This window comes from Spiroplasma sp. Moj, assembly GCF_016082285.1.
In the GTDB taxonomy this organism is placed as follows: domain Bacteria; phylum Bacillota_I; class Bacilli_A; order Mycoplasmatales; family Mycoplasmataceae; genus Spiroplasma; species Spiroplasma phoeniceum.
In genome coordinates, this window is sequence record NZ_MQTY02000066.1 from 1 (window position 1) to 5,833 (window position 5,833).

Consider the following 5,833-nt stretch of genomic DNA (forward strand, 5'->3'; position numbering starts at 1 on the left):
AATTTGATAAATATAATTTATTTCTTTTGTAAGTTTTTGTTGTAAATATCATTTTTTTATTTTTCGTTGTAATGAATATAATTCATTTTCAGTTGGAATGCTTGTTACCATATACTTTTTCATTTTAATCTCCATTCTAATTTAAAGACTAAATCAGTGGTCTAAAATGTATATGGTTTTCACAAATCAGAGTTATCTGAACCCTTTTTTTCACCTTAATTTTATAGTATAATAAATAAATAAAAAAAGTATGGGGGTTTTAATAATGGAAAATAATAAAAAAGTAATTGATTATTGAGATGATTATGACCCAAATGATTTTGATACAGCAAAACGACCAACTTCAATTTTGCAAGATAAAACGATATTAAATAATAATCAAAATTCTGTTGATAAAATTACTAGATTAACAAATGAATTTGAGACATATTCATATTACAATAATAAATTTAATGTTAAACAAAATAATGTTCAAAATGATGTTTTTGATCACAATGATAATTATGATGAATTAGATTATTCTGAATGTCAACCAATAGAAGGGGCAGAAATTAACCAAGCAACAGAATTAACTGATTTAGATGAATTAAATTTAAATAATAAGAATCGATTTGTTCCATTTAATGAAAATGATATGGTTACTCCAGCACTTGATGTTAATCAAATTTATGATCGTTGGCAAAAATCAAAAGCTAATTTAATTACGCGTAAATTAGATGTTCTACGAAATCGAGTTCAAGAACCACGGATTGAAGGACACCGAAAATATAGTTTTTATGCTCCTAAATCATTAGAAGAATTATTAAATAAACCAGCTCAAGTTGTACTAGATGCGACTCCATGCGTTGGCGGTGAGGAGGTTTATCCTGACCAAAAATATTTTAATAATCCAGTTTTACTTTCAAAAGTACAGGGTAAAAATAATGATAATTTGTCCTTATATAATAGTAATGATGGAATACCGCTAATTTCAGATGAAATCTTAGACAATGAACCATTAACAATGAGCAATATCTTAAAAAATGCTAAAATAAATATTGATGTAAGTAAAAAAGAAGCAATCTTTATTAATGATGAGGATGTGATAGATCCCAATAATTTAAATTATGAACAACGTTTGCGTTTATTAAAATTAGCAGCTGACCCCAATAATGAAGAACGAAAAAAATTGTTACAAATGAAATTAAATAATGGTAGTTTACTATCCTTATCAGCAATAGTTAAAGAACGATTACAAAAAGTTAAAACTGGAGAGATTGAATTAATTGAGGAAATAACTCTTACAAAAGATAACAATTAGAGTAAAGGGAAAAGAAAAAATATTTTTTAGCACAATAACCTATTAATGTTTACACTTTCAAGTTATAATATATAATATAAGGAGTATCAGTTTATTTTATTATATTATTTAATAGTAGAGGATGATTACGATGATATTAGGAAATAGTGAAATAGCCTTTATTTTAATTGGATTTTTTATTGCGATTAATATTATTATATTAATTTTTTTAATTTTATCTTACCGAAATATTTTAGTTCCAATTCCAAATTTAAATAATGCTCCAAGTCAATCAATGATTTCATTAGAAGTAATTGATCGCTATTTAACGAAAAAGAAAATTACTGGTTTAAAATTTGTTCGTAAACCGGGCCAAGTTTTAATTACACATTCTTATAAAAAGAAAACATTTTATATTAATGATTTACAATTATTTAATCAGTCTTATTTTTTATCAGGGATGGGATTAGATTATGTTTTAGGGCGAACATTTTTTGCAACCCAATTATATTTAAAAAATAAACATGTTCAAACAATGCATTTTTTATTATATTTGGCTCCACGATTATTATTGTTATTCTTTCTTATCGTCTCATTATTTACAATTATTTTTATTGCTATTCTAAAAACTAATCCCGCCTTGTTAGACCATAACAATTTCTTTTATTTTATTAATCGCTATGGAGTCTTAAATTTATTATTAATTTTTATTATTGCAGCATATTTAATTTTATTAAGTTTTAATGGCCATTTTAAGCAAAATTTAGAAAATTGATATGAAACAGAAATGCGACCATTTGTTAAAAAACAGTTTCCGGAATTATATGATGATTGAATTATTGCTCGTAGTTATTCACGGAGTATTCAGTTTACATATATTTTTGGTTATAATTTTATTTTTAAAAAAAATTATAAATATACAGGACCCTTTGGCCTTTAGTAAAATAGGGGAGAGAAAGAATGAAAGTTATTTTTCATATTGATATGAATAGTTTTTTTGCTATTTGTCATCAAGTTGCTAATCCCCACTTTCAAGGAAAACCACTTGTTGTTGCTAATTCTTCACGGCGAGCAGTTGTAACAACAGCGAATTATGAAGCACGACAATTAGGCATTAATAGTCCAATGCCGTTATATAAGGCAAAAGAAATTTGCCAGGACCTTGAAATTGTTAAGCAAGATTTTGGTTTATACGTTGATTTTGCGCAAAAATTATTTGATTTTATTAGTATGCATTATACTGACAAAATTGAAGTGGCTTCAATTGATGAGTGTTATATTGATGTAACTGATATTTATTTAAAATATGGTTCGGCAATGCAATTAGCGCTTGATATGCAACAAAATGTTTTTCAACAAATTGGATTACCAAATAGTATTGGTATTTCATATAATAAATCACTAGCAATTTTTGCTAGTGATATGAAAAAACCAATGGGAATTACGTTAATTCGGCCAGAAGATGTTACTGACTTAGTTCAACCATTACCAGTTAATAAAATATTTGGGATTGGTAAACAAGCAACTCATCGTTTAAATGAAATTGGAATTCATACGATTAAAGATTTAGCAGAGTTTGCTGATCTTGCAACATTAGAAACCATTTTAGGCAAACCAGCACATGCTTTTGTTGAACGGGCTAATGGTGGTGGTGAACAACAATTAACTTTTGAACATAATAAATTAAAACAAATTGGTAATGAAACAACTTTTGAATATGACTTAATTTATTATGAAGATATTAAGAATAAAATTTATTTATTAGCAAAACATGTTAGTCAACAAGCACAAAAACGAACAATGGTTGGCAATGTCATTTATGTTACATTTAAAAATGCTAATCGAAAACGTTTTACAAGACAACAAACAATTAAAAAATATACTAACTTCCTAGATGATATTTATTCAGTGGCAATTATATTATTTGATCAATTTTGATCAGGTCAGCCAATTCGGTTAATTGGTGTTGGTTTACGAGGAATTATTAGTAAATATGATTTAAGAGAACAAGTTTCATTTGAAACATTAGAAACCTTACAACCAGATACTACAACAAATAAATTAATTAAGGAAATTAATAAAAAATACCGCCAGGATGTGTTATTAACTGGTCAAAAATTAGAAGAAATAAAATACTTATTACATAGCCAAACAAAATATATTCAATCAGATCAACGTATTTTAGATGAAACAAAATTAAAAGAAAAGGGGAAGTAAATCTTTTTTTATTCTCCCCTTTTCTTTTTATTATTTTTTTCTTTTGCGATTGCTTTAACAACAGCTTTTTCAATTAAAGCTTCAATTTCTGTTGAAGTTAAGATAATAGTTGGTTCAACTGGTTTATGACTTATTTTTTCCTTAGTAGTAGTTTTTTGTTTCTTTGTTTGTGCTGGATTAGGTTTATTATTGATTGACTTTTTTTGTTTCGATGCGTTTAAAACGGTTTTTTTCCCTTGGTTAGTTTGCATTTCAACATTTAATTGATCTAAGTCATTATTATCAAAATCACTAATTGTTTCTAACGGGTCTTCTTCACTAGTACGAGTAGGGGAAGATAAATTATTATTATCTCTTTCACCTACTTCTTGTTGGTTGGTAACTGCAGCACGTAAACGAGCCATTTTTGCTTTAATATCATTTTCATCAACACCAATCGCTTTTTCATCTTCATTTGGAATTCCTAATTTGTGTTTAATGTTTTCATTATTTTTTTTAGCATTTTCTAAAATATATTGAATTGTTCCCTTTTCAACTACTGCTGGTTTAATAGGTTCATTACTAGTTGTAGTTGGATTTAGCATTCGATTCATTTTTGCTTTAATCTTATTTTCAGTTGCTCTTGAAATAGCTTTATTACTATTTTCTGAACATTCATGAATTTTTAAATGAATTGGACAAAATGTTGGTACTCCCATTCTAACTCCCCGCTTCTCTTTAATATCTGTATATAATTATAACTTAAATTGGAATAAATGTGTATTAGATTAAATTTAATCCTTTTTATGTGACAGCATATTTATAGTATAATGATAAAAAAATAAATTAGAAAGTGGTTGTAATTAATGAACATTTTTATTTTTCATCGTGATTTTAGAATTGAAGATAATCTTGGTCTTGCTCAGTTGGCTAATGAAGAAGATAAAATTTATTTATTATTTATTTTTACAAAAGAACAAATAAAAGCAAATAATTATTTTTCACCTCGTAGTTTTCAAGCAATGGTTCATTGTTTAAAACAATTAAGGAAAAAGGTTCATGTTAATTTTCTAAAAAGTGAAAATGAACAAACCGGAATTAAATTTTTATTAGACCAAGGTTATAAAATTAATAAAATATATACAAACCGTGATTATACACCATTTGCTCTTAACCGAAGTAAAGCAATGCGTCAGTTATCAAAAGAATATAATTTTATTTATCGTGAATTTGATGATTATGTATTAATAGAACCATGAACAATAAAAACTAATCAAAATGGATATTATACTGTTTTTACACCATTTTGAAATAAATTAAAAGGATATTTTAACGATAATAAGATTGTTCCTTATAAAGTTAAATCCTTTTTGCCCCAACAATTAAAAAATCTTGAGATTTTACAAGACATTACAAATGTTAAATCTAGTGATTTTAATTTACCATTAGTACCTGAAAAAGTTAAAACAGCAATTTTTCAGTTAGATCAAAATTATCATCAAACTCGTGATTTTGTTGATTTAGAAACTAGTACAGCAAAAATTAGTACTGCTTTAAAATTTAGTGTTATTTCAATTCGACAATGTTATCTTTGAAGCATTGAAAAATTTGGTGTTTTTGATAACGCTTTTGCGCGCCAATTAGCATGGCGAGATTTTTATTATCAAGTAACTTATAATGCGCAATTACATCAACAATGATCTTTTAGTGAAAATTGAAATAAAAAAATAACAATTGACTGGACAAATAATCCAGAATGATTACAAAAGTGGCAAAATGGTGAAACTGGTTATGATTTTATTGATGCTGGAATGAAAGAGTTAAAAGAAACAGGGTTATTACATAATCGAGCAAGAATGGTTTGTGCTTCGTTTTTAGTTAAGAATTTACAAATTGATTGACGTAAAGGCGAACAATATTTTGCTCAACAGTTAATAGATTATGACCCTATTATAAATCAATGCTCATGACAATGAGTAGCAGGGACGGGATTTGATGCTCAACCATTTTTTCGAATTTTTAATCCTGAGTTACAACAAAAAAAATATGATCCAACAGCAAAATATTGTAATAAGTTTTTAAAAAACCGCCCCACAATTAATAAAATTGTTGATTACAAAATGTCTGTTAAAAAAGCGTTAGAAATTTATAAAGGTAAATAACTAACATTATGGAAAAATGCTAGCAAAGTTCATATTTTTATTTAGGAATATTGTAAACTGTAAAACGAAACGCGCTAAAACAACTCTTATTAAAGGGTTGTTTTAGCGCGTTTCGTTTTACAGTTTACAATATTTAATATTTTCCTACAACGAAAAATGACTTTTTTATTTAAATTATTTAATTTTAAATACATCT

At 26.5% G+C, this 5,833-nt stretch carries 5 protein-coding genes; 4 read left to right on the top strand and 1 reads right to left on the bottom strand.

Features of this window, described 5'->3' with window-relative positions:
• Window positions 1-265 precede the first annotated feature (265 nt).
• The 3 genes from BST80_RS03705 (at window position 266) to dinB (ending at window position 3,496) form a co-directional block, all read left to right on the top strand.
• On the top strand, window positions 266-1,300 hold the full coding sequence (locus BST80_RS03705; RefSeq protein WP_415746015.1) for a hypothetical protein: 1,035 nt from the start codon (window positions 266-268) through the stop codon (window positions 1,298-1,300).
• A gap of 130 nt (window positions 1,301-1,430) precedes the next feature.
• Window positions 1,431-2,219: a hypothetical protein gene (locus tag BST80_RS03710; RefSeq protein ID WP_415746016.1), complete on the top strand. Its 789-nt coding sequence runs from the start codon at window positions 1,431-1,433 to the stop codon at window positions 2,217-2,219.
• A gap of 20 nt (window positions 2,220-2,239) precedes the next feature.
• Complete coding sequence (dinB, locus tag BST80_RS03715) at window positions 2,240-3,496, top strand: DNA polymerase IV (protein ID WP_415746017.1); 1,257 nt, start codon at window positions 2,240-2,242, stop codon at window positions 3,494-3,496.
• An 8-nt stretch (window positions 3,497-3,504) separates the two neighbouring features.
• On the opposite strand, the gene BST80_RS03720 is transcribed toward dinB, so the two are convergent.
• The gene (locus BST80_RS03720; RefSeq protein ID WP_415746018.1) at window positions 3,505-4,194 is read right to left on the bottom strand and encodes a hypothetical protein; all 690 of its coding nucleotides are present in this window, start codon (window positions 4,192-4,194) and stop codon (window positions 3,505-3,507) included.
• 147 nt (window positions 4,195-4,341) lie between these two features.
• On the opposite strand from BST80_RS03720, the gene BST80_RS03725 reads away from it, so the two are divergent.
• Window positions 4,342-5,637 carry a cryptochrome/photolyase family protein gene (locus BST80_RS03725; RefSeq protein WP_415746019.1) on the top strand — a complete coding sequence of 432 codons (1,296 nt, stop codon included), beginning with the start codon at window positions 4,342-4,344 and terminating at the stop codon, window positions 5,635-5,637.
• Window positions 5,638-5,833 lie beyond the last annotated feature (196 nt).